The organism is Methylobacterium sp. GC_Met_3 (assembly GCF_026540775.1).
Taxonomy (GTDB): Bacteria; Pseudomonadota; Alphaproteobacteria; order Rhizobiales; family Beijerinckiaceae; genus Methylobacterium.
Genome location: NZ_JALNUL010000007.1, coordinates 99,181 through 118,607, shown reverse-complemented (window position 1 = coordinate 118,607; position 19,427 = coordinate 99,181). Strand labels below are relative to the sequence as shown.

Sequence of the window (19,427 nt, the reverse complement as noted above, 5' to 3'; positions counted from 1 at the left end):
ATTTATGCTCAGAGCTAGCATATCTAGACAGGCGTCCTCCGCCCCCATAAGTTAGGCGGCACAATGCTCAAACTGAGCATAATGGAGGACGCCATGGCGGCGACCGTTGCACCCGTCTCGCGCACGCCCATCCAGGGCCTGCCGCTGCCCGACCTCTACGCGCGCGTCAGCCGGCACGTCCCGGCGATCGAGTGGCCGGCGCTCGCCCCGGACATCGAGGCGATCCTGCGCCTGAAGCGGGAGCGCAACGCCGTGATTCTGGCGCACAACTACCAAGCGCCGGAGATCTTCCACACGGTGGCCGACATCGTGGGCGACAGCCTCGCGCTCGCCCGCGAGGCCGTGACCGTCGATGCCGACGTGATCGTCCTGGCGGGCGTCCACTTCATGGCCGAGACCGCCAAGCTCCTGAACCCGAGCAAGACCGTTCTGATCCCCGACATGGGCGCGGGCTGCTCGCTGGCCGATTCGATCACCGCCGCCGACGTGCGTGGCCTGCGCGCCAAGTACCCGGGCGTTCCGATCGTGACCTACGTGAACACGTCGGCGGCCGTGAAGGCCGAATCGGACCTGTGCTGCACCTCCGGCAACGCTGTCGCAGTTGTGCGGTCGCTGAACGCTCCCCGGGTTCTGATGATCCCGGACGAGTTCCTGGCGCAGAACGTCCAGGCCGAGGTGCCGGAGGTCGAGATCCTGACCTGGGCCGGTCACTGCGAGGTGCACGAGCGCTTCACCCCGGCCGATATCCGCGACGTTCGCGACAGCTATCCCGGCGTCACCGTCATCGCCCACCCCGAATGCCCGCCTGATGTGGTGGCCGAGTCCGATTTCTCCGGCTCGACCGCGATGATGATGGACTTCGTGTTGCAGAAGCGACCGAGCCAGGTGGTTCTTGTGACCGAGTGCTCGATGGCCGACAACATCGCGGCGGCGAACCCCGATATCGAGTTCATCAAGCCCTGCAACATGTGCCCGCACATGAAGCGGATGAGCCTGTCGAACATCCGCCGCGCGCTCGAGACGATGACCCACGAGGTCACGGTCGATCCGGCTTTGGCCGACCGTGCCCGCGCCGCAGTCGAGCGCATGCTCGAGGTGCGCACGCGATGAACGCCATCTCCCCCAACAATGCCGACCGCGTGATCGTGGTCGGCGGCGGCGTCGCGGGCCTCAGCGTCGCGCTACGCCTCGCGCCCCGCCCGGTGACGCTGATCACCGCCTTGGCGCTCGGCTTCGGCACGGCCACCGGCTGGGCCCAGGGCGGCATCGCCGCCGCAGTCGGCGCCGACGACGCGGCGGCGCTCCACGCCGCCGACACGGAAGCTGCAGGCGCCGGGCTCACCGAGCCCGAGGTCGCGCTCCGGGTCGCGCAGGAAGGGCCGGCGCTGATCGAGTGGCTGGTACGCCTCGGCGTTCCGTTCGACCGGACCGGGGATGCCGCGCTCGCCCTCGGGCTGGAGGCGGCGCATGGCCGTCGTCGCATCGTCCGCTCCGGCGGCGACGCCACCGGGGCCCGCGTGCTCGAAGGGTTGGTGCGGGCCGTGCTGTCCGCGCCGTCCGTGGAGGTCATCGAGGCGCGTGCCTGCGACCTGTTGCGGGATACGAACGGGGCCGTGGCCGGTATCGTCGCCGAGCGCGACGGCGCTCTGTTCCGCATCCCGGCCCGCGCGGTGGTGCTTGCCACCGGTGGAGTCGGCGCGCTCTACGCGGCGACGACGAATCCGACGGGGGCCGTCGGCCGCGGTCTGGCGCTCGCCGCCCGCGCCGGCGCGGTGATGCGCGACATGGAGTTCGTGCAGTTCCACCCCACCGCCATCGCGGCCGGCGCCGATCCGATGCCGCTCGCCACCGAGGCCCTGCGCGGGGAGGGCGCCCGGTTGATCGACGAGACGGGCGCTCCCGTGATGGCCGGTATCGCGGGTGGCGATCTCGCGCCTCGTGACGTGGTCGCGCGCGGCATCTTCCAGGCGCTGCAACGGGGCCGCACGGTCTATCTCGATGCCCGTGGGGCGCTCGGCGCTTCGATGCCGACACGCTTCCCGACCGTGGCAGGCCTCAGCGCCGCCGCCGGCATCGACCCGGCGGTGCAGCCCATTCCGGTCCGCCCGGCCGCGCACTACCACATGGGCGGCGTGAAGGTGGATGCCTATGGTGCCACCTCGGTTCCGGGCCTCTATGCCTGTGGCGAGGTGTCCTCGACGGGGCTGCACGGCGCCAACCGGCTCGCCAGCAATTCCCTGCTGGAGGGCTTGGCCTACGCACGCTTCATCGCCGATGGGCTCGACGCGCCACCCCCCGCTGCCATCGTGCCCGAGGCCGTGACCCTGCGGACTGTCAGCGACCTGCCGGCACTGCGGGGGCTGATGGAGAGCAAGGTCGGGGTCGTGCGCGATGCCGCCGGGCTCGCCGAGGCCGTCGCCATCCTCGAGCCGACGGCGGAAGGCTGCGACGCCGCCCTGGTGGCGCTGCTCATCGCCCGCGGCGCGCTGGCGCGCCAGGAGAGCCGCGGCGCCCATTGGCGCGGCGATTTCCCCCACCTCGCCCCGGCTGCCCACACCGAGACCACGCTGGCCGAGTTGACCGCCGCGCCCCGCACGATCCCGTCCGCCGAGGAGGCACTGACGTCATGATTCAGTCGGTCCTCTCCGATGAGATCTTGCCCCTGCCGCGCCTCCTCGTGGAGCCGGTGGTTCGCGCCGCCCTCCTCGAGGATCTGGGCCGCGCGGGCGACATCACCACCGATGCCATCGTGCCCCCGGGCGAGCGGATGCGCGGGGTGATCGCGTCCCGGCAGGACGGCGTCATTTCGGGCACCGACGCCGCCGCCATCGCGTTCGCGCTGGTGGATCCGGCCGTGATCGTCACGGTCGAGCGCGGCGATGGCGCTCGCGTGGTGCCCGGCGACGTGGTGCTGCGCCTCGAAGGTCCGGCCCGGGCGATCCTGACGGCCGAACGCGTCGCCCTCAACCTGCTCTGTCGGATGTCGGGTGTGGCCACGGCCACCCACGGTCTCGTTGAGGCGGCGCGCCCGCACGGCAAGGCCTCTATCGTCTGCACGCGCAAGACCACGCCGGGCCTGCGCGCCCTGGAGAAGCACGCGGTGCGCGCCGGCGGCGGCTCCAACCACCGATTCGGCCTCGACGACGCGGTGCTCATTAAGGACAACCACGTGGCGGTGGCGGGCGGTATCGTCCCGGCGATCCAGCGCGCCCGCTCCCGGGCCGGCCACCTCGTGAAGATCGAGTGCGAGGTCGACAGCCTGGAGCAGCTGGCGGAAGCGCTCTCGGTCGGTATCGACGCGGTGCTCCTCGACAACATGAGCCCCGATCAGCTCGCCCGCGCGGTGGCGATGATCGACGGGCGGGCGCTCTCCGAGGCCTCGGGCCGGATCACGCGCGACACCGTTGGAGCGGTGGCGGCCTCCGGTGTCGACTTGATCTCCTGCGGCTGGATCACCCACTCGGCGGCGATCATCGATCTGGGCCTGGACGCGGCCTGAGCCGCTGTTCTCCTGGGCCTCGTCGGGCGGACACGCCACTGTCATCACGTTCGGGTGACAAGTTTTGGCTCCGATCGCCTCTCAGTTGATCGGAGTCTATCGCCGCAGAGCCGACGCGCTATGGTTTCGCCAATAGCGACGCCATCGCCGGGACCCGCCCGTGAGCCAAGCCTTGAACCCTGCGGCAGCCCCAGCGGTCGATCTGCCGGCCGCGCGCGTGCCGCGCAAGCCCGGCGCGGTCCGGCACGGCCCCGGCACGGCGCTGATGCTCGGCGCCCTCGGCGTCGTCTACGGCGATATCGGCACGAGCCCGCTCTACGCGTTCAAGGAGGCCGTGAAGGCCGCCACAAGCGGCGGCGCCTCGGTGCCGGCGGCGGCCACCGGCGCGGTGTCGCTGATCCTGTGGTCGCTGATCCTGATCGTCTCGCTGAAATACGCGGTGCTGATCCTGCGGGCCGACAACCGGGGCGAGGGTGGCATCGTCGCCATGCTGGCGCTGCTCGGCGCACGCCAAGCGCGGCCGGGCTCGTGGAAGGCGTTGCTCCTCGTGGTCGGGCTGGTCGGGGCGGCGCTGCTCTACGGTGACGGGGCGATCACGCCGGCGATCTCGGTGCTCTCGGCCGTCGAGGGCTTGAAGGTCGATGCGCCCTCGCTCGGGCCCTACGTGGTGCCGATCACGCTCGTGATACTGGTTGGGCTGTTCATGGTCCAGCACAAGGGCGTGGCCGCCATCGGCCGGGTGTTCGGGCCGGTCATGCTGGTCTGGTTCGTGGTGCTGGTGCTGCTCGCGATTCCGAGCATCCTGCACGCACCCCAGATCCTCGCGGCGGCCAATCCCTGGCGGGCCGTCGACTTCCTGATCCACGCGGGCTGGCACGTCAGCTTCCTGATGCTCGGCGCGGCGTTCCTCGCGGTGACGGGCGGCGAGGCGATGTATGCCGATCTCGGCCATTTCGGCGCCCCGGCGATCCGCATCGCGTGGTTCGCGCTCGTCCTACCCGCCCTGCTGATCCACTATTGCGGGCAGGGCGCCCTGCTCATCGCGGACCCGGGTGCGATCGAGAACCCATTCTACTTGTTGGCGCCGGATTGGGCGCATTATCCGCTGGTGGCGCTGGCCACCATGGCGACGGTGATCGCCTCGCAGGCCGTGATCTCGGGCGTCTATTCGCTGACCCAGCAATCGATCCAGCTCGGCTTCATGCCGATGATGCGGGTGGTCCACACCGATCAGGACGAGCGTGGCCAGATCTACGTGCCGGCGGTGAACTGGCTGCTCGCCATCGCGACGCTCACCGCGGTCGTGGTGTTCGGCTCATCGGACGCGCTGGCCGGGGCCTACGGCATCGCGGTCTCGGCGCTGATGGGCATCACCACGCTGCTCGCGGCCTTGATCGCGCTGCGCTGGGGCTATAATCCCATTCTGGTCTTCGCGGTGAACGGCTTCTTCCTCGCCATCGACCTCGTCTTCTTCGCGGCCAACAGCGTGAAGCTGTTCGAGGGTGGCTGGTTTCCGTTGCTGCTCGCCGGGGCGGTCGCTTTCCTGATGCTGACGTGGATGAAGGGCAACCACGTCCTCGAAGATGTCCGGCAGACCATGCGCATGTCGGAGGCGACGTTCCTGTCCCGCCTCGGCTCGCACCCGCCGGTGACGCTGCCCGGGACCGCCGCCTTCCTCACCGCCGCCACCGAGGGCATCCCGATGGCGCTCGGCCGGCTGATCGAGCGCAGCCGGTGCCTGCACGAGCGGATCCTGCTGATCACCGTGATCTACGAGGAGGAGCCGGTCATTCCCGCGAGCGAGCGGGCGCAGGTGACCCTGGTGGCGCAGGGGATCCGCAAGGCGATCTCGAAATACACGCCCGGCATGGAGCGCGTGGTTCTGCGCTACGGCTTCATGCAGACCGCCTCGATCCCGGAGGGGCTGCACTGCGCCGTGGCGAGTGGCTTGCTGCCGCCGGAATATCTGGAGGACATGACCTACTTCGTCGGCCACGAGGTGGTGATCCCGTCGCCGACTCATCCCGGCATGGCGCCGTGGCGGGAGGGCCTGTTCGCGTTCATGAAGCGCAACGCCGAGCGCACCGGTGCCCATTTCGGATTGCCGACCCGGCAGATCGTGGAGGTGGGGACCGAGATCGAGATCTGATCGGACGCGGCGCGTCGAAGGCCGAAGCCGACCGTCTTTCACATTGAAAACGGCCGCGTTCGCAAGCATATCGCCACCGCGCATTTTCCCTACAGCGGAGGCATCACCCGTGAGCGAGACGATCGAGCGGCATGAATTCGGGGCGGAGGTGGGACGCCTCCTCGACCTCGTCGTGCACGCGCTCTACTCCGACCGCGAGATCTTCCTGCGCGAACTCGTGGCCAACGCCGCCGACGCCATGGACCGGCGGCGGTTCGAGGCCCTGACCTCGGCGGCAAGCGCCCTGCCGCCGGACGCAAAGGTCCGGATCGCGCCCGACAAGGAGGCGCGGACCTTGACGGTCTCGGATGCCGGCATCGGCATGACCAAGGAGGATCTCGCCGCCAACCTCGGCACCATCGCGCGCTCCGGCACGCGAGCCTTCTCGCAGACGCTCGAAGCAGCCAAGGCCGAGGACCGGCCGAGCCTGATCGGCCAGTTCGGCGTCGGCTTCTACTCGGCCTTCATGGTGGCCGACCGGGTCACGGTCACGTCGCGCCGCGCCGGCAGCGACGAGGCCTGGACCTGGGCCTCGGAAGGGCAGGGCAATTACACGCTGGAGCCGGCCACGCGCTCTGAGCCCGGCACCGATATCGTCCTGCACCTCAAGGCGGATGCCGACGAGTATCTGGAGCCCTACCGGCTCGACCACCTCGTGCGGAAATGGGCCGACTTCATCACCGTGCCGATCGCGATCGTGCGCGACGGCAAGGACGAATCGGCCAACCAGGGCACCGCCCTCTGGCGCAAGGCCAAGTCCGAGGTGACCGAGGAGCAGTACGAGGAGTTCTACCGCTCGCTGGGCATGAACTTCGACAAGCCCTGGGCGACGCTGCACTGGCGCGCCGAGGGGCAGCTCGACTTCTCCGCGCTGCTGTTCATCCCGGGTTCCAAACCGTTCCAGGCGCTCGAGAACGAGCGGCAGAGCAAGGTCCGCCTGCATGTGCGGCGGATGTTCATCACCGACGAGGCCGAATTGCTGCCGCCGTGGCTGCGCTTCGTCCAGGGCGTGGTCGATACCGAGGACCTGCCGCTCAACGTCTCGCGCGAGATGCTCCAATCGACCCCGGCGCTGGCCCGGATCCGGCGGGCGGTGACCGGCCGCGTCGTGTCCGAACTCACCAACCGGGCCAAGGATGCCGAGGGCTACCAGCCGTTCTGGGAGAATTTCGGCCCCGTCCTGAAGGAGGGCATCTACGAGGACTTCGAGCGCCGGGGCGAGATCGCCCCGCTGCTGCGCTTCCGCTCCTCGGCGGTGGAGGGCTGGACCTCGCTGGCCGACTACGTGTCCCGGATGAAGGACGGGCAGGAGGCGATCTACTACCTCGTCGCCGACGATGCCGAGGCGCTGAAATCGTCGCCCCAGCTTGAGGGCTTCAAGGCCCGCGGCCTCGAGGTGCTGCTCCTCTCGGATCACGTCGACGCCTTCTGGCCGGACCAGCTCGGTACGTTCGAAGAGAAGCCGCTCCGCTCGATCACCAAGGGTGGGCTCGACCTGTCGAAGTTCGCCCTTGAAGGTGAGCAGCCAGAGGCGCCCGAGGGCATCGAGACGTTCGTGGCTGCCGTGAAGACGGCGCTCGGCACCGAGGTCTCGGATGTGCGCACCACCGACCGACTGGTCGATTCGGCGGTGGTGCTCTCGGCCGGCACCGGTGGGCCCGATCTGCAGATGCAGCGCCTGATGCGCCGGGCGGGACGCGCCGGCGCCGGTCAACCGGTGCTGGAGATCAATCCGCGCCACCCGCTGATTCGTGCGCTCGCTGCCGCGCCCGAATCGGAGGTGCCGCAGGCGGCCGGCACGCTGCTCGACCTCGCCCGCATCCAGGATGGTGACAGCCCGCGCGATCCGGCGGCCTTCGCCCGCACGGTGGCGGCGGCGCTCGCGGCAGCGCACACCGCGTAGGGTGGGGCGGAACAAAGCGCGGGCCTTGCGGCGTGTGTCTACGCACATGCCGCAAGGCCATTGATAAGTTCGGTTGATCAAACGGAAATGGTCAAGCCATAACTTCGCCACTGGCCGGGAGCATTGCCCGGTCGCTGGCGCGGGCGCGGTGGGGGCCGCAGGCGTCTGATCCGATCCCTTTCGCGCGCGGACCGCCGCGCCTCACGGACGCTGCATGAACCCGGTCGAGGCTGAAGCCGGCACCAGACAGGCGGTCGCGGCGGCGCGAACCCGGGCTCACGCCCGGGCGTACCGCCACAGCGGCCGCGTGCGCACGATGCGTCGCCTGATCCCGGTGGCCGCCGGCGGCGCGGTTGCGCTGCTGTTGGCCTACCTGTTCAATCCTTTCGCGGCTCACCTGCCCGGCGTCTCGGTCGGCGCCGTGACGCTTGCCGGCTCGAAGGTCCGCATGGAGAATCCGCGGCTCGCGGGGTTCCGCCAGGGCACCCGCGGCTACGAGGTGACGGCGGACGCCGCCCTGCAGGATGTGCGCAAGCCGAGCCTGATCGAACTGCAGCACATGCGCGGCCACATCGCCACCGACGACCAGGGCGGCATCGCCCGCCTGTCGGCTGCCTCCGGCATGTTCGACAGCGCCCGCGAGGCCCTGGATCTCAAGGACGACATCCGGATCTGGACCGACAAGGGCGAGGAGGCGCGGCTGCGCTCGGCCGCCGTGACGTTCAAGACCGGCGCGATCACGTCGCAGGAGCCGGTGACCGTGTCGAGTTCGCGCGCCACCGTGAACGCTGACGCCCTCGACGTGGTCGAGAGCGGCAAGCGGATCTCGTTCGTCGGCAACGTCCACGTGGTCATCGTGAACGAGGATCAGGCCGACAAGGCCCCGCTGCGCATCCAGACCTCGGATGCGCGGCCGGCGGAGGATGCCCGGTGAGCGTGCTCCGCATTCTCTTCGCCGTCCTGGCGTCCGGGCTGGTCCTGGGCGGTCCGGCGCTGGCCGAGAAGCCGGCGGCGCGCAAGGATTCGCCGTTCGGCAATATCGGCGGCAGCGGCAAGGATCCGATCAAGATCGACGCCGATCGGCTCGACGTGTTCGACCGGGAGAACAAGGCGGTCTTCGCCGGCAACGTCGTGGCCGTTCAGGGCGATAGCACGATCCGGTGCTCGACCATGACGGTCACGTACAAGCGTGGAAAGGATACTCCCGGGAAGGATACGTCCGGCATGGACGCCAAGGGTGCGGGCAAGGACGAGGGCGCCGAGGCGGCAGCCCCGCGGAACCCGGCCGAGAACGGCATCCAGAAGGTCGACTGCGCCGGCCCGGTGACGGTGGTGCAGAAGGATCAGGTCGCCACCGGCGACCACGCGGTGTTCGATCAGGATGCCAAGCGCATCGTGCTGACCGGCAACGTCGTGCTGAGCCAGTGCCAGAACGTCACCCGCGGCCAGCGGCTGGTCTACGACATGAATAGCGGCCGGGCCAACATGGACCCGGTCGCGGGCGGTCGGGTCTCGGCTCTGTTCGTGCCGGGCGAGAAGGCCGACGGCAAGGACGGCAAGGCGAAGGGCTGCGCGCAGCCGCCGCCCAAGCCGAAGGCGCAGGTCGATTGAGCGGCGCCGTGGCGTTCCAGGCCGGTCCGCAGGAGCCGGCGACCCGTGCCGGCTGGCTCGGGCGCCTGTTCGGTCGACGGGCGCGCCAGCCGGAGGACGCCGGGCCCGCGGACCGGTCCGCGGTGGATGACGGCGGCCCCGGCATCCTCTGCGTGCGCGGCCTGCGCAAGAGCTACGGTGCCCGAACCGTGGTGCACGAGGCGGGGCTCACCGTCCGCACCGGCGAGGCGGTCGGGCTGCTCGGACCGAACGGCGCCGGCAAGACCACGATCTTCTACATGATCACCGGGCTCGTGGCGGCCGATCGCGGCGACATCACCCTGGACGGCCTGCCGATCACCCATCTGCCGATGTACCAGCGGGCGCGGCTCGGCATCGGCTACCTGCCGCAGGAGGCCTCGATCTTCCGGGGCCTGAGCGTCGAGGACAACATCCGCGCCGTGCTGGAGGTGGCCGAGCCCGACCGCAAGGAGCGGGCGCGCAAGCTCGATTCCCTGCTGGAGGAGTTCGACATCGCCCGCCTGCGCAAGTCGCCCTCGATCGCGCTCTCGGGTGGCGAACGGCGGCGCTGCGAGATCGCCCGGGCGCTCGCCTCCTCGCCGACCTTCATGCTGCTGGATGAGCCCTTCGCCGGCATCGACCCGATCGCTGTGGGCGATATCCAGGATCTGGTGAAGCACCTGAAGCAGCGCGGCATCGGCGTGCTGATCACCGACCACAACGTCCGCGAGACGCTGGGCCTGATCGACCGCGCCTACATCGCCCATTCCGGCCGCATCCTCACCGAGGGCACGCCCGAGGAGATCGTGGCGAACCCCGAGGCGCGGCGGCTGTATCTCGGCGAGGACTTCAAGCTCTGAGGGCCAGCTTGGCCCCCGCCGGGGCGGCGGCGCGTCAGCGCCAGGAACGTCGCCGTTGCGGTCGGCACGCATCCAGCCGCCAGCAGGAGGACGGCCTCGCAGCCGAACGTCGTCAGGACCGTCGCCAGGAACGGCGGGGCGACCGCCGTCACGAGGTTCAGGGGAAGCGCGATGCCCTTGGCGGCGCGCGCATAGGCGGACTTGTCGTAGAAAGCGAGCGGCAGGGTCGCATGTACGACCGCCAGAATGCCGCTGCCGAGACCGTAGATCAGGATGAAAACCATGACCGCGCCTGCGGTCCCGCTGCCTGCAGCGAGCAGAAGCAGCGCCGTCACCACGAGAACGCCGGCGAACACGCCGCTGATCAACCCGTCCCATCGGCCGCCGCCCAGGAAGTCGATGCCCCGCGCACCGACTTGGACGATACCCAGCATCGAGCCGTAGCCGACGGCATCAGGCCGGCTCAAGCCCTCGGCGACGAGCAACTCGATCAGCGTGGCGCTAAGACCGAAGGTAACGAACGCGTTCAGGGTGATCCCGCAGGCGATCAGCCAGAATGTGCTTATCCGCGGTTGCGGCTCGGGTAGCCGGTAGCGGCTCGATCCCGGCGGCGGGCTCCGCGCGCGGTGGCAGGCCCCACCGATACAGGGGCAGGCAGACAAACCACATCGCCGCCGCGTAGACGAAACAGGTGCCGCGCCAGCCGCCGAGACCGGTCAGGAAGGCCGTGGTTGGCCAGAACAGGCTGCTCGACAGGCCGGTCGCCAGCATCAAAGCCGCGATGGCCCGCCGGGCGCCGGGCCCGGCGATCTCATTCAGCAGGATGTTGGCCGCGTTGGTCAGCGTCGCGCTGCCGGCCACGCCGAGGACGATCCAGGCCGCGCAATACGAGACCGGACCGCCGGCCAGGGCCAGCCCGACGAAGCCCGGACCCGCCAGCGCGCGTCCGGCCGTCATGACGGTTCTGGCTCCGTACCGGACGAAGGCACGCCCGAGGATCGGCGCGGACATGCCCATGGTGGCGTAGAAAATTGAGTTTCCGGCGAAGACCGAGGGCAGGTCCATCCCGAGATCGGCTGCGACCTGGGGGGCGACGACCGCAGTGAGGCCGACGCTGCCCCAGCCGATGATTTGCGCAACCGCGAGGATGATCAGGACGCGGAGGCTCGCACGGTTAAGGTGCATGGGCGATGGTGTCTCTTGTGCCGGACAGTGGCCACGCTCGGCGAGGGCTGTGGATACGTTCGGATTGGCGCGCGACAGGAGAATGTTGGAGGGCCAAGAAACCGCGTTCGCGGTGCGAGGGGGACGGCCGTGGAAATGGTTCGTGTACACTGGAGCGATCATGCGCTCGGACGCATGCGGCTGCGTGCGATCGAACCGCTTTGGGTCGAGCGGGTTTTGGCGGATCCGGAACTCGTCGAAGTGGATCCCGATTACCCCGGGCGTCTCCGCGCCTTCGGTCGCGTGCCCGAACGCGACGATCGTGTGCTGCGCGTGGTATACGAGCCGCTTCAGGACGGCGCGGAAGCCTTGATCGTTACGGCTTTGCTTGATCGAGGTCGTACGCGCGACTGGAGGAAGACGCGATGAAATCCGAGTACGACCCCGTCGTTGACGCGCTGTATATTCGCCTCGCCGAGACGTGCGTGGTCGAGAGTGAGGAAATCCGTCCCGGTTTCATTGTAGATCTGGATGCGGACGGCCGCATCGTCGGCGTCGAGATCCTCAACGCCAGCAAGCAGGTGGCGCCCGGGGCTGTGTTGGAACAGCCTCACGCGGCGTGAGCCGATTGCGAAGCGTCCCTTCTCTACGGCGTTCCGCCCACCCTCATGACGGGAGCAGCAAGCGCTCCTCCGAATGGGCGGCCAACGCCGCCGACATCAGCCTTTCCAATTCTTCAGCGCCGCGAACGGGCTATCCGAGCCCGCGGGCTTCTCCGGATTCAGCACCGGCTCCACCTGCGCGATGGCATCCGCCATCGAGAAAGCCGAGCCGTTCTGAAGCCGGCCGCCCGCGGCGTCCCGGTGGCCGCCGCCGCGGAACAGGCGGGCGCCATCGAGCGCCGTGCCGTTGTTGGAGCGGAACGACAGCGTGCCCATCCGCTGGACGTTGACCACGCGCGTCGCCCGGCCGGCATCCATGATCAGGTCGGAGACCCGCTGGAAGGTCCCGGAATCGAGGGCGAAGGACAGGAGCGTACCGTCCTTCAACGGGCGGAACAGCGCGTCCGAACGGGCGAGTGCCCGGGCGAGGCGCATGCGTGTGGTGAGTGCGGGATCGTCGTCCGGCGCGTCGCGCAACAGGGCCTCGACCACGCCGGTGCGGATCGCGGTGGCGCGCTGTTCGAGCTCGGCCGGGCTCGCCCCCGTCCGCAGGGTCTCGGCCGCAGCGAGCAGGATGTCGGACACGAACCGGTCGTGCCAGGGATGCCCCACCGGCACGAAGCTCGACACCGCCTCCCAGAACATTTCGTCGAGCGCCAAACCGCCCCGGAAGGCGGGACTGTCCTTGCGCCAGATATCGACGGCGTCGATCGCAGCGAGCAGGCTGGTCAGGTCGGTCTGGGGCTCATGGGTCGCGAACAGGGCCCGATGCTCGAAGGTCATCCGCGTGGCGCAGATGTCCTCCTCGATCAGAATCGCGATCTCCGGATCCTCCATGTCGACCCGGTTGAGGCCCGGCCGTCCCGCGTCGGCGGACGTGTCCAGCCCGAGACGGCGCAACTGGTCGAGGGACGAGGCGTGATGGTCGAGGACGACGAGGCGGTGCTTGCGACCCTCCTCGCGGCGCCGGTTCAGCGCGGCGAACTTCTTGAGGCCCGCGATGGTCTGCTCCTCCAGGCCGAGGTCGGTCATCAGCAGGGTCTCGCCCTCGGCCGCCCGGCCGAGGCGCTTGACCTCGTCCTCCAGAACCGGGCCGACATCGCTGTAGCGCGGCACATGGATGACGCGCTCAACCGTGGCGCAGGCGGCCGCCACCGTCGAGGCGCCGTAGCCGTCGAGGTCGTGATGGGTGATCTGGGTCAGGCGCACGCGGAGCTGTCTCGGACGGTGACGGAGGAGGACGGTCTACGACGACAGGCTCCCCGAGGCGAGGGGTGACGGCTCTTCCGTCCGGCGGCGTTCGATGCAGAATGCGTGTGGGCCGTCATTGAGTCGCAAATGACCGGACGGCCCCGGAGCCCCGAACGGGCCCGTCATTCGGGAGAAACGCCATGGCCCTGGCCGCTTCACCGCGCGTCAAGCGCATCCAGACCGTCTCGCTCGCGCTGCTTGTGACGGCCGGGGTCGTCAACTACGTCGACCGTGCGACGCTGGCGGTCGCCAATCCGCTGATCCGGGCGGATCTCGGCCTGTCGATCCCCGACATGGGCCTGCTTCTCTCGTCCTTCCTGTGGGCCTACGCCTTCGCGCAACTCCCGGCCGGTGCCCTGGCGGACCGGCTCGGCCCGCGCCTGACGCTCACCCTCGGCCTGACCTGCTGGTCGCTGGGCCAGATGCTGGGCGGCGCCGTCACCTCGTTCTGGCAGTTCGTAAGCGCGCGCATCGTGCTCGGCATCGGCGAGGCGCCGCATTTCCCGACCTGCGCCCGGGTCTCCCGCGACTGGTTCAACATTCGCCAGCGCGGCACCGCCACGGGGATCTGGAACTGTGCCTCCTCGCTCGGCACCTTCCTGGCCCTGCCGCTGCTGACCTTCCTGATGGTCAGCTTCGGCTGGCGCGCGATGTTCGTGATCATGGGCGGGGCGGGGCTCATGCTCGCCGCTCTCGTCTATGCGGTTTTCCGCAACCCGCGCGAGTCGAACCTGACGCCGGCCGAGCGCGCCTTCCTGGAGGAGGGCGACGCGCCGAACGCGAGCCGCTCCGTCACCTGGAGCGCGTGGCGGCGGCTGTTCGGCTTCCGCACCAGCTGGGGGATGATTGTCGGCTATTTCGGCTGCATCTACATGACGTGGCTCTACACCGCGTGGCTGCCGAGCTACCTGGAGATCGAGCGCCACTTCACCCTGCAGAAGACCGGGCTCATCGGCTCGATTCCGTTCGCGTTCGGCGTCATGGGCGGCATCCTGGGCGGCCGCGTCGTGGACATGCTGGTGCGCCGCGGCGTCGATCCGATCCGCAGCCGCAAGATCCCGATGGCCGCGTCCCTGGTGGCGACGGCGTTCTTCACCGTGGTGGCAGCCCTGACCCCGAGCGACACGCTGGCCATCGCCAGCATCTCGGCCTCGCTGTTCCTCGTCTACATGAGCTCGTCGGCCGCCTGGGCGATGGCCTCGGTGGCCGCGCCGGCGAGCTGCACCGCCTCGCTGGGCGCGATGCAGAATTTCGGCGGCTACATCGGCGGCGCCCTGGCGCCGATGGTGACCGGGTTCATCGTGGGCGGGACGGGCCACTTTTCCATGGCCTTCATCACCGGCGCGGTGATCGCCCTGGTGGCGGCGCTCGGGTACTGGACGCTGATTCAGGAGCCGATCACCGAAGAGGCTCCGACGAACGGCTTCGTCGGCGGCCTGCACCCCGCCGAGTAGGCCAGCGTCGGCGCACGGGCCGCGCCGCGCGCCCTCTGGCGAAATGGCCAACAGCTCGGCGCGCGCCGACGGGTAATACGCTCAAATTCAAGCCCTTTTCCCTCCCACTTGTGGGGCGGGGCAGGGGTGGGGGTGGTGCAGGATCGAGCCGTCCGGTGCCTCCTGCGCCCCCCCAACTCCAACTCCTCCCCACAAGGGGGAGGAGAGCGCGGCGGCGCATTGATGTGACCGACTTTGCACGCATTCCGTGAGGATCTCGCCCGCACTCTCGGATGAGGGTGATGGGGTTTTCGGATGGCTTGGCCATACTGCCGTTGCGTCGCCGCCACGTCCGACGTCCGCCCCGTGATGCGCCAATTCGCCGGTCCAATCCGGTATCGAAATCCCCAACGGCGATCGGGCAGCAATCAAGGGGGAAAGCCGCGCATTTTCTTTCCTTCGCGTTGCCTAATATCGGTATCCGTTCAATCCGATACTGTAATAACGTTGCGATCGAGGGGATAGTATATAAATTTTGATGGATATCAGATTTTGAGTGTGTACATTTGTATCTGGAGCGTCGGGCTCGTAGAATAAGTGTCCCTGGAGGCCGGTCAAATGTCTGGCCTGGAACGCGATTACGTCCCCCGATTGCGGGACGATCTGGAGTCGAGATTCCAGGAGGATCTCGAGGAAGCGGTCCTCGATGCGAGCCGCTGGCCCGACCTGATCGAGCGGGCCGCGCGCAGCTCCGGCAGCGCCGGAGCGCTGCTCCTGCGCACGGACCGGACGGGACTCGACGCGCTGTGCACCCAATCGCTGGCCGAGCCCGCGCGCCGCTATTTCGATGAGGGCTGGCATCGGGAGGATCATCGCCTGCGCGGCCTGCCGACGCTGCGAACGCGCGGCGTCACGGTCGATCTGGATTTCACCTCCCCCGACGAGATCGCGCGGTTACCCTACTATCAGGATCTGCTCGGCTCCTGCGGCCTGCGCTGGTTCGCGGGCGTCGGGTTCGAGGTGAAAGGTCGGCTCTGGTGCCTGTCGCTGCAGCGGACGGTGGCGCAGGGGCCCTATGAGGCGCATGAGCAGCAGCGGCTGGCGACCCTGTCGCCGCTTCTGCGACGGGCGGGCCTGTTGACCCTGATGGTCGAGAAGGCGCGGCTCGCCGGCCTGAACCAGGCCTTCGACGTGATCGAGCGCGCCGCTTTGGTCCTCGATTCCGAGGGGAAGGCGTTGTGCTGGAATGCGGCGTTCACGGCGCTGCTCGGCCGCGATCTGAAACTCGCCTGTGGACGCCTCGTCGCCGAGGATCCGGAGCCGGCGCGGCAGCTGGAGGCTCTGACACGTCCGTGCGGGCGGGCGCCGATCTCGGCCGTCGTGGTGGCGCGCCGGGATGCGGAGCCGGTCGTGATCCACGTCTTGCCGCTGGTCGGGCCGAGCCGGGGCCTGTTCGCGGGGGGCCGGACGCTGCTCCTGTGCCGCGAGGCCGGGACGATGCCGGTCCCGGCCTCGGCAATCCTTCAAGGCGCCTATCGGCTGACCCCCGCGGAGGCGCGCCTGGCGCAGGCCCTGTCCGGGGGTGAGTCCCTCGCGGAGGCGGCGTCCCGGTTCGCCATCGCGGCGGCGACCGCCCGCTCGCAGCTGAAGGCGATCTTCGCCAAGACCGGTGCGACCCGGCAGGCGGATCTCGTCCGGCTTGTGGCAGGGCTCGCACGCTGATCCCGGCGCCCGTGGGGCGGGGGCGTGCCGCGCGGTCGAGGACGGAACGGGCCTGCCCGCTGCGCCGTTGCAACATCGACGTTTAGGAGAAACCTCGATGACCCATCGGATCGCACTGATTTCTGCCCTGACCATCGGCGCCGTGCTCGCTGGCGCGCCGGCCGAGGCGAAGGGCTGCCTCAAGGGCGCGGTGGTCGGCGGCGTCGCCGGGCATGTGGCCGGACACGGCAAGATGGGCGCCGCTGCGGGCTGCGCCATCGGCCACCACAACGCCAACAAGAAGGCCAAGCAGGGCTAAGCCCGAAGTCCTACGGTTCGCGGCGCATCCGAGCCGCGAACCGGACGCGATCCGCCTTTGCCGCATCCGACCGGTATCGGCACGCGCTACGGTACTTGACAGCAAGGTTCTGGGGCAAACGACGCGGTGGGAAAGCGAAGTGCGATTGATTTGTGCGTCGCCAACGGCGCAAGTCTTGCAAATGTCATGTGCAACCCTTCGCCTTGCCGGTACGCTTTCGGACCAGGCTGATTCCGTATGACCGACGCGATACGCCCTGCCACTGAAGCTGATCTGCCGAGCATCACGGCAATCTACGGCGACGCCGTCACCACCAGCACGGCCAGTTTCGAGACGGATCCGCCCACGCTCGACGAGATGACCCGGCGCTTCACCGTCCTGCGCGACGGCGGCTATCCCTATCTGGTCGCCGTCCGGGACGGGGCGGTCGCCGGCTATGCCTATGCCGGCCCCTATCACCAGCGCGCGGCCTACCGGTCCACCGTCGAGGATTCGATCTACGTGGCGCGGACGGCCCGGGGCGGCGGAATTGGCCGCTCCCTGCTCGAAGCCCTCATCGCCGAATGCGAACGCATCGATTGCCGGGCCATCGTCGCGATCATCGCCGAGAGCGGCTCGACTGCCTCAACGGCCCTGCATGCGCGCCACGGGTTCAGGCCGGTCGGCACGTTGGAGGCGGTCGGGTACAAGCACGGGCGCTGGCTCGATGTCACGCTCATGCAGCGGCCGCTCGGCCCGGCCCGCGACACGCCGCCGACGCGCGCGTAGAAGCGACATCTCGCTCGGCGCCTTCAGCCTTGGGCTGTCCTGTCATGATGCGGACAACTTCGCGCGGGACAGGGCGGGTCAGAGGCGCATGCCATCCGGCGTTCGGCCCGGTGCGCGCGCGATGACGTGAGGGGAGAGCCTTCCCTCACGCAAGCGGTCCGGATCTGACGGCGGCCCGCGGTATAGAGGAGTTCGGGAATGCGGTTTTCATCGATCGGTCGCCGGGTTGCGCCGCTCGCGATCCTGGCGCTGTCCGCGCTCGCAGGCTCTGCGCAGGCCGCGACCCCGGCCGATCCGAGCGGCACGTATCTCACCGAGGACGGGCGCGCCCGCGTTCGCCTGGAGAAGTGCGGGACGGCGGCGGACCGCCTGTGCGGCTACGTGGTCTGGCTGAAGGTTCCGCTCAACGACAAGGGCGAGCCGCGGATCGACTTCAAGAACCCAGATCCGAAGAAGCAGGCGCGGCCCTCGCTCGGCCACCAGCTGATCCTGGGCTTGAAGCCGAACGCCGACGCCCATTACGAGGGCAAGATCTACAATTCGGAGGACGGCAAGTCGTACGACGTCACCATCTGGACGGATGCGCCGGGTGAGCTGACGGTCCGCGGCTGCCTGATCGCCTTCCTGTGCAAGTCGCAGACCTGGACCAAGGTGACCGATCTCGTGCCGGGTCAGCTCCCCGGGCCGACCAACGGTCCGAACGGCCCGCACAGCGACCCGGAATACGCGACCTCCGCCGCCGGCGCGAAGCCGACCGCGAAGGCGGGCGCAAAGCCTGCAGCCCCGAAGCCCGCGGCTGGGGCGCCGGCTCAGGAGTGAGCCGGCCTCACGCGGCAAGGGCCGCGTAGGTCAGGACGCGCAGTTCGCGCCGGATCGGCAGCGCCGAGGACGGCACCAGCTGCGTCATGAGCACGACCGACAGATCCTCGGCGGGGTCGATCCAGAACGCCGTCGAGGCCAGCCCGCCCCAGGCGACCTCGCCGGCGCTGCCGAGGATCTGGGCGCGAGCCGGATCGAGCATCACCGAGAAGCCGAGGCCGAAGCCGATCCCGGTATAGGAGGTCTCGGCGAAGCGCGGGGTGCCCATCGCGGCGAGATCGCCCGGCAGATGGTTCGCCAGCATCAGCGCGACACTCTTGCGGCCGAGCAGCCGCTGACCGTCGAGGGTGCCGCGGTTGAGGATCATCCGGCAGAAGCGCTGGTAATCGGCGCTCGTCGAAACCAGACCGCCCCCGCCCGAGGCGATGGCCGGTGGGTGCGCGAACGCCGTTTCCACGGAATCGTCGAACAGACGCAGCCGGCGTTCCCGATCGTACGCGTAGGTGGCGCAGAAGCGCGGCATCAGCGCGGGCGAAACGTGGAAATCGGTATCGACCATGCCGAGCGGCTTGATCACGAACTCGCGGAGATAGTCGGCGAAGGGCCGACCGCTGACCACCGCCACGTATTGGCCGAGCACGTCGGTGGCGACGCTGTAGTTCCAGGCGCTGCCGGGCTGGGCGAGGAGCGGCAGCTTCGCCACCCGGGCAGTCATCTCGGCGAGCGTGCCCTCCCGCGCCAGGAAGTCGATCCCGTGCTCGCGATACTGCGCGTCGACCAGGGTCGCCTCCATGAAGCCGTAGGTCAGGCCGGCCGTATGGGTGAGGAGATCCCGCACGGTGATCGGCCGGCGCGCCGGTTCGGTCTCGATCTTCGCGCGGTTGCCGCCGACCGCGACGCGCATCTCCGAGAATTCCGGCAGGACGCGCGCGATCGGATCGTCGAGCTGGAACAGGCCCTGCTCGTAGAGCTGCATGACCGCCACCGAGGTCAGCGGCTTGGTCATCGAGTAGATCCGCGCCACCGTGTCGAGGGTGAACGGCGTCCCGCGAACGAGGTCGGCCTGGCCGCAGGCCCGCGCGAAGGCGGGCCGCCCCCGGCGCGTCACGGTGACCGACAGGCCGGCGAGCCGTCCCTCCGCCACGAGGCGGTCCATCCAGGGCTCGATCCGGGCGAGACCCGTCGGATCGAAGCCAGCAGCCTTCGGGTCGGTTTCGGTCAGCGCGCTCATGGCGTCTCCACGACGATT

The 19,427-nt window shown here is 69.2% G+C and carries 19 protein-coding genes; 15 read left to right on the top strand and 4 right to left on the bottom strand.

Translation table 11 applies throughout. The features are described from left to right. The first annotated feature begins 93 nt into the window (after window positions 1–93). From nadA to lptB, 8 genes are all read left to right on the top strand, one after another. On the top strand, window positions 94–1,110 hold the full coding sequence (gene nadA / locus OXS27_RS12130; RefSeq protein WP_243925483.1) for a quinolinate synthase NadA: 1,017 nt from the start codon (window positions 94–96) through the stop codon (window positions 1,108–1,110). Then, window positions 1,107–2,630, top strand: a complete 1,524-nt coding sequence (locus OXS27_RS12125) for an L-aspartate oxidase (protein ID WP_267356415.1) — start codon at window positions 1,107–1,109, stop codon at window positions 2,628–2,630. Before nadA ends, OXS27_RS12125 begins: the two co-directional genes overlap by 4 nt. Continuing rightward, the gene (gene nadC / locus OXS27_RS12120) at window positions 2,627–3,499 is read left to right on the top strand and encodes a carboxylating nicotinate-nucleotide diphosphorylase (protein ID WP_243925486.1); all 873 of its coding nucleotides are present in this window, start codon (window positions 2,627–2,629) and stop codon (window positions 3,497–3,499) included. The genes OXS27_RS12125 and nadC overlap by 4 nt, the downstream gene beginning before the upstream one ends. A gap of 265 nt (window positions 3,500–3,764) precedes the next feature. Next, entirely contained in the window at window positions 3,765–5,648 is a 1,884-nt protein-coding gene (locus OXS27_RS12115) for a KUP/HAK/KT family potassium transporter (protein ID WP_267356490.1), read from the top strand. Window positions 5,649–5,757: 109 nt separating this feature from the next. After that, window positions 5,758–7,590: a molecular chaperone HtpG gene (gene htpG / locus OXS27_RS12110; RefSeq protein ID WP_267356414.1), complete on the top strand. Its 1,833-nt coding sequence runs from the start codon at window positions 5,758–5,760 to the stop codon at window positions 7,588–7,590. Window positions 7,591–7,804: 214 nt separating this feature from the next. Further along, entirely contained in the window at window positions 7,805–8,524 is a 720-nt protein-coding gene (gene lptC, locus OXS27_RS12105) for an LPS export ABC transporter periplasmic protein LptC (protein WP_267356413.1), read from the top strand. Beyond that, window positions 8,521–9,201: an LptA/OstA family protein gene (locus OXS27_RS12100; RefSeq protein WP_267356412.1), complete on the top strand. Its 681-nt coding sequence runs from the start codon at window positions 8,521–8,523 to the stop codon at window positions 9,199–9,201. The genes lptC and OXS27_RS12100 overlap by 4 nt, the downstream gene beginning before the upstream one ends. 8 nt (window positions 9,202–9,209) lie before the next feature. Next, window positions 9,210–10,061, top strand: coding sequence for an LPS export ABC transporter ATP-binding protein (gene lptB / locus OXS27_RS12095; protein ID WP_243925494.1), 852 nt, complete (start codon window positions 9,210–9,212; stop codon window positions 10,059–10,061). Here lptB and OXS27_RS12090 read toward each other — a convergent pair. Both OXS27_RS12090 and OXS27_RS12085 read right to left on the bottom strand, forming a co-directional pair. Further along, window positions 9,956–10,528, bottom strand: coding sequence for a hypothetical protein (locus OXS27_RS12090; protein WP_267356411.1), 573 nt, complete (start codon window positions 10,526–10,528; stop codon window positions 9,956–9,958). The genes lptB and OXS27_RS12090 overlap by 106 nt on opposite strands. A 34-nt stretch (window positions 10,529–10,562) precedes the next feature. Then, window positions 10,563–11,246 (bottom strand): MFS transporter, encoded by a 684-nt coding sequence (locus OXS27_RS12085; RefSeq protein WP_267356410.1) that lies wholly within the window; start codon window positions 11,244–11,246, stop codon window positions 10,563–10,565. Window positions 11,247–11,381: 135 nt separating this feature from the next. Here OXS27_RS12085 and OXS27_RS12080 point away from each other — a divergent pair, with 135 nt between their 5' ends. After that, window positions 11,382–11,654 carry a DUF4258 domain-containing protein gene (locus OXS27_RS12080; protein WP_267356489.1) on the top strand — a complete coding sequence of 91 codons (273 nt, stop codon included), beginning with the start codon at window positions 11,382–11,384 and terminating at the stop codon, window positions 11,652–11,654. After that, entirely contained in the window at window positions 11,651–11,848 is a 198-nt protein-coding gene (locus OXS27_RS12075; protein WP_267356409.1) for a DUF2283 domain-containing protein, read from the top strand. The genes OXS27_RS12080 and OXS27_RS12075 overlap by 4 nt, the downstream gene beginning before the upstream one ends. Before the next feature lie 96 nt (window positions 11,849–11,944). Here OXS27_RS12075 and OXS27_RS12070 read toward each other — a convergent pair whose 3' ends face one another. Then, window positions 11,945–13,096, bottom strand: coding sequence for a dimethylmenaquinone methyltransferase (locus OXS27_RS12070; RefSeq protein WP_267356408.1), 1,152 nt, complete (start codon window positions 13,094–13,096; stop codon window positions 11,945–11,947). Between the two features lie 182 nt (window positions 13,097–13,278). Here OXS27_RS12070 and OXS27_RS12065 point away from each other — a divergent pair, with 182 nt between their 5' ends. The 5 genes from OXS27_RS12065 to OXS27_RS12045 all read left to right on the top strand — a co-directional run bounded on the left by OXS27_RS12065 (window position 13,279) and on the right by OXS27_RS12045 (window position 18,178). Beyond that, the gene (locus tag OXS27_RS12065) at window positions 13,279–14,592 is read left to right on the top strand and encodes an MFS transporter (protein ID WP_243925505.1); all 1,314 of its coding nucleotides are present in this window, start codon (window positions 13,279–13,281) and stop codon (window positions 14,590–14,592) included. A 597-nt stretch (window positions 14,593–15,189) separates the two neighbouring features. After that, window positions 15,190–16,293: a helix-turn-helix transcriptional regulator gene (locus OXS27_RS12060; protein WP_267356407.1), complete on the top strand. Its 1,104-nt coding sequence runs from the start codon at window positions 15,190–15,192 to the stop codon at window positions 16,291–16,293. Window positions 16,294–16,390: 97 nt separating this feature from the next. Beyond that, window positions 16,391–16,591: a hypothetical protein gene (locus OXS27_RS12055; protein ID WP_243925508.1), complete on the top strand. Its 201-nt coding sequence runs from the start codon at window positions 16,391–16,393 to the stop codon at window positions 16,589–16,591. A 237-nt stretch (window positions 16,592–16,828) separates the two neighbouring features. Beyond that, window positions 16,829–17,359 carry a GNAT family N-acetyltransferase gene (locus OXS27_RS12050; protein ID WP_267356406.1) on the top strand — a complete coding sequence of 177 codons (531 nt, stop codon included), beginning with the start codon at window positions 16,829–16,831 and terminating at the stop codon, window positions 17,357–17,359. A 198-nt stretch (window positions 17,360–17,557) separates the two neighbouring features. Next, on the top strand, window positions 17,558–18,178 hold the full coding sequence (locus tag OXS27_RS12045; RefSeq protein ID WP_267356405.1) for a DUF2147 domain-containing protein: 621 nt from the start codon (window positions 17,558–17,560) through the stop codon (window positions 18,176–18,178). A gap of 7 nt (window positions 18,179–18,185) precedes the next feature. Here OXS27_RS12045 and OXS27_RS12040 read toward each other — a convergent pair whose 3' ends face one another. After that, window positions 18,186–19,409: a serine hydrolase domain-containing protein gene (locus tag OXS27_RS12040; RefSeq protein ID WP_267356404.1), complete on the bottom strand. Its 1,224-nt coding sequence runs from the start codon at window positions 19,407–19,409 to the stop codon at window positions 18,186–18,188. Between the last annotated feature and the right edge of the window lie 18 nt (window positions 19,410–19,427).

Excerpts from the sequence above, each read along its gene's own strand:
- OXS27_RS12115 (WP_267356490.1), top strand. The coding sequence starts at position 3,765 with ATGCTCGGCGCCCTCGGCGTCGTCTACGGCGATATCGGCACGAGCCCG.
- OXS27_RS12060 (WP_267356407.1), top strand. The coding sequence starts at position 15,190 with ATGTCTGGCCTGGAACGCGATTACGTCCCCCGATTGCGGGACGATCTG.
- lptC (WP_267356413.1), top strand. The coding sequence starts at position 7,805 with ATGAACCCGGTCGAGGCTGAAGCCGGCACCAGACAGGCGGTCGCGGCG.
- nadA (WP_243925483.1), top strand. The coding sequence starts at position 94 with ATGGCGGCGACCGTTGCACCCGTCTCGCGCACGCCCATCCAGGGCCTG.
- OXS27_RS12065 (WP_243925505.1), top strand. The coding sequence starts at position 13,279 with ATGGCCCTGGCCGCTTCACCGCGCGTCAAGCGCATCCAGACCGTCTCG.
- OXS27_RS12055 (WP_243925508.1), top strand. The coding sequence starts at position 16,391 with ATGACCCATCGGATCGCACTGATTTCTGCCCTGACCATCGGCGCCGTG.
- OXS27_RS12125 (WP_267356415.1), top strand. The coding sequence starts at position 1,107 with ATGAACGCCATCTCCCCCAACAATGCCGACCGCGTGATCGTGGTCGGC.
- OXS27_RS12075 (WP_267356409.1), top strand. The coding sequence starts at position 11,651 with ATGAAATCCGAGTACGACCCCGTCGTTGACGCGCTGTATATTCGCCTC.
- OXS27_RS12050 (WP_267356406.1), top strand. The coding sequence starts at position 16,829 with ATGACCGACGCGATACGCCCTGCCACTGAAGCTGATCTGCCGAGCATC.
- OXS27_RS12085 (WP_267356410.1), bottom strand. The coding sequence starts at position 11,246 with ATGCACCTTAACCGTGCGAGCCTCCGCGTCCTGATCATCCTCGCGGTT.
- nadC (WP_243925486.1), top strand. The coding sequence starts at position 2,627 with ATGATTCAGTCGGTCCTCTCCGATGAGATCTTGCCCCTGCCGCGCCTC.
- OXS27_RS12045 (WP_267356405.1), top strand. The coding sequence starts at position 17,558 with ATGCGGTTTTCATCGATCGGTCGCCGGGTTGCGCCGCTCGCGATCCTG.
- OXS27_RS12040 (WP_267356404.1), bottom strand. The coding sequence starts at position 19,409 with ATGAGCGCGCTGACCGAAACCGACCCGAAGGCTGCTGGCTTCGATCCG.
- OXS27_RS12080 (WP_267356489.1), top strand. The coding sequence starts at position 11,382 with ATGGTTCGTGTACACTGGAGCGATCATGCGCTCGGACGCATGCGGCTG.